Genomic DNA, 949 nt, shown 5'->3' with positions numbered 1-949 from the left:
GGCACGGGCTGCGCGACCGGATCCTCACCGACCTCTGCGGGCGGGGCGTGGTCCGGGACGTGGAGGAGACCGAGCTGGACTTCATCCACGTGCACCGCTACCCGGTGGCGGACCCCTCGGTCGAGGCGGACATCCGGCAGCGTCTGGCCGAAGCGCTGACCAGCGGGCAGCTCCCCGACGAGCGGACCGCCGCGCTCGCCACGCTGGTCGCGGTGCTGCGCATGGAGCCGGCGCTCGGGCTCACCGGCCCGGCCGCCGAGGACGCCGGGCGCCGCCTGGAGGAGATCGCCGCCGGCGCCGGTTTCTCCGGCTCGGTGAGCCTGGACGACAGCGTGGTGCGCCCGTCGATCAGTCTGGTCATCGCCGCGCTGGGCCAGGCCGTCGACGCCGCCCTGGGCAAGCGGTAAGGAAGGGCCCCCTCTTAACGCCTCCGGTAGAGGAAGGGCCCCTTATTAACGCGAGGCGTTAATAAGGGGCCCTTCCTTACACCCGGTCAGAGGCCGAGGGCGGCGGCGATCTCGTTGCGCAGCTCGGTCACGGCGGCACGCGCGCGCTGCCGGGCCGCCGGCACGTCGCCGCCGGTCACCGGCTCCACCACCTCCAGGTACGCCTTGAGCTTCGGCTCGGTGCCGGATGGCCGGATCACCACCCGGGCCGCGCCGGTGCGCAGGATCACCACGTCCGCGTCGGGGAGCAGGTCGGTCGCCTCGGTCACCGGCTGCCCGAGCAGCGCGGTCGGGGTGGCCGCCCGGATCCGCGCCATCGAGTCCGCGATGACGCGCAGGTCCTCCACCCGGACCGAGAGCTGCTCGGTGTGGTGCACGCCGAACTCGGCGGCCAGCTCGTCCAGCCGGTCGAGGAGCGTACGGCCCTGGGCCTTCAGGCCGGCGGCCAGCTCGGCGACCGTCAGCGCGGCGGTGATGCCGTCCTTGTCGCGTACGTGCTCCGG

Annotated in this window: 1 protein-coding gene and 1 pseudogene; one reads left to right on the top strand and one right to left on the bottom strand. The window is 73.9% G+C overall.

Going from position 1 to position 949, the window contains the following annotated elements; translation table 11 throughout:
* A partial coding sequence (locus KBX39_RS32005; protein WP_210874155.1) for a GPP34 family phosphoprotein occupies positions 1-407 on the top strand: 407 nt, incomplete at its 5' end.
* An 86-nt stretch (positions 408-493) separates the two neighbouring features.
* On the opposite strand, the pseudogene KBX39_RS32000 reads toward KBX39_RS32005, so the two are convergent.
* A pseudogene (locus KBX39_RS32000) lies at positions 494-949 on the bottom strand (phospho-sugar mutase); the annotation flags it as partial.

Source organism: Micromonospora sp. D75 (assembly GCF_018070405.1).
Lineage (GTDB): Bacteria > Actinomycetota > Actinomycetes > Mycobacteriales > Micromonosporaceae > Micromonospora > Micromonospora chalcea.
Note: the sequence above shows the minus strand (reverse complement) of the source record. Positions and strands in the feature narration are given on the sequence as shown.